This window comes from Butyrivibrio sp. AC2005, assembly GCF_000424145.1.
GTDB lineage: Bacteria > Bacillota > Clostridia > Lachnospirales > Lachnospiraceae > Butyrivibrio.
This window is the reverse complement of sequence record NZ_AUJI01000080.1, coordinates 1-2073: the sequence shown is the minus strand read 5'-3', so window position 1 is coordinate 2073 and position 2073 is coordinate 1. Positions and strand designations below refer to the sequence as shown.

Below are 2073 nucleotides of genomic sequence, written 5' to 3'. Positions count from 1 at the left end.
AGGAGCTTCCTGTATGATATAAACAGGGGTTGACCTAAAAAGAATACCTCAAGTAAAGTTGGATTGTTACTGACCTGGCAGTTGGTAATAATCCAAGAATACGAGAGGTATCTAACATGAATGCTAAGGCAAAGAACAACAAAAATCAAGTAAGCAACAACTTTTCGGTGATAAATACTTTATCTGCCGAAGAAAGACAAACCAGAGTGGATGATCTCTTAAATACATTGCAGGCTAAGACCTGGCATGATCTGGAGACATCAGGAAAGTTTGATAAGAATGCCAAGCTATCATTTATATCAGATGACATGCTTATAGTTGGATGCGATATAGGCAGTGAAACCCACTATCTGAGGGCTATAGATAGAAAAGGCAGAGAACTCAGCAAAAAGCCATTCTCTTTCCTTAACAACGAGGAAGGATTTGAAGCCGCAAAAGCTTGGATGGTAGACCTTGCTGCAGTAAATGGTAAGAAACAGATAGTACTTGGACTCGAACCTACAGGTCATTACTGGTTTTGCGTGGCAACATGGCTGATAAGCAATGGTATCAGTGTGGTGCAGGTAAATCCATATGCAGTAAAACAGACAAAAGAAATCGAGGATAACAGCCAGCTTAAGGATGACAGAAAAGATCCCAAGGTTATTGCAAACCTTGTTATGAACGGAAACTACGGTATGCCATATCTTCCGGAGGGCATCTACGCTGATCTGCGTAGTCTCTCACTTCTAAGGAGCCAGCTTGCTGAGAACAGGATCCGCAGCATAAACAGGTTACACAGGCTGATGAAGATTTACTTCCCTGAATATAAGGACGCATTTGGGAAAACAGATGGCAGTTTTGCAATGGAGATACTTAAGGTTGCACCGTTTCCAGAAGATATAATCAGACTAGGCGAAGACGGTATCCGAGATATATGGCACAATGCTAAGCTTAGAGGACGCGGCTATAGCAGGGCTGCTGAGATATTCAAGTATGCTAGCGTAAGCATAGGCAAGAAAGAAGGCTCAGAGCCGGACAGATATTCAGTAAAGTGCCATGTTGAAGACATCATCTCATTGGATGAGAGGCTTGCAACAGTTGAAGCTGCAATCAATGAAAAGTGTATGGAAATACCCCATGCAGAGAACATCCTTGAAATAACAGGACTTGGACAGAACATAGTAGCCGGAATCATATCTTCAATGGGAGACATTGAAAGATTTGATGACGCAAAGGAAATACAGAAACTCAGCGGATTAAACCTTGTAGCCAACAGTTCAGGCAAGCATAATGGCGAAACAAAGATAAGCCATAGAGGACGCAAAGAACTGCGAACCTGGCTGTTTCAGGGAGCTAAATCGGTAGTGGCTCATGCTCCAGAATTCCAGTATATACATGAGTATTACACTACCAGAGCGAAGAATCCTCTAAAGAAGATGCAGTCGCTGATAGTCATAGCATGTAAGCTTCTCAGAATCATATTTACTATCCTTAAAAAAGGAATTACCTACGATCCACAGAAGATGCTTGATGATATCAATAGATTTGAAGAAGCAGAAATAGTGGCTGCTTAAGAAAGAAACATGCTCCGGAATCCTGTCGAACTACTGAGCGTTGTTCAGTGGTTGGCCAGGGTTCCGGATAGGAATCCAGTAACAGCAGAAGCAAGTCTTCTGCAAAATAAAGCTACCAACTTACAACAGGATGGATTGCGTCCACCGACTTGTCGGTACCATCCAAAGTGTAGATTGGTCAGTAAAGGACAACAAACAAGAGCTGTAGCTGGCGGTGGTATTTTCCCTAGGGCTTGACCCTGTTTAGGAGCTTTGCTGGCACTTGGTGTATGAATTGGCTGGACGAAGGAAGTTGGGACACGATCCCTTTAGACACGGAAGGTTAGCCATCATAGTTGATCAAAGGAGAAATGGCCTTTATAGAGCAAACAAGAGGATGCTTTATTAGTGCTACCTGAAATCGGCTATTCAGTACAAGATACTATGACAATTCATCACCTTTGGCTCTTGTTTTGAGGAATAACAAAATCGTCAAAGCCAGTAAAAATCGTATTTTCAGGCTTGACAGAATAGGAAG

1 protein-coding gene is annotated in these 2073 nt (G+C 42.4%); it reads left to right on the top strand.

Going from position 1 to position 2073, the window contains the following annotated elements; genetic code table 11:
* Nucleotides 1-116: 116 nt before the first annotated feature.
* Nucleotides 117-1556, top strand: coding sequence for an IS110 family transposase (locus G602_RS0117045; RefSeq protein WP_081669868.1), 1440 nt, complete (start codon nucleotides 117-119; stop codon nucleotides 1554-1556).
* The last annotated feature ends 517 nt before the right edge of the window (nucleotides 1557-2073 follow it).

Bases quoted from the DNA above. Each gene is read 5' to 3' on its own strand.
- G602_RS0117045 (WP_081669868.1), top strand. From the start codon at position 117: ATGAATGCTAAGGCAAAGAACAACAAAAATCAAGTAAGCAACAACTTT.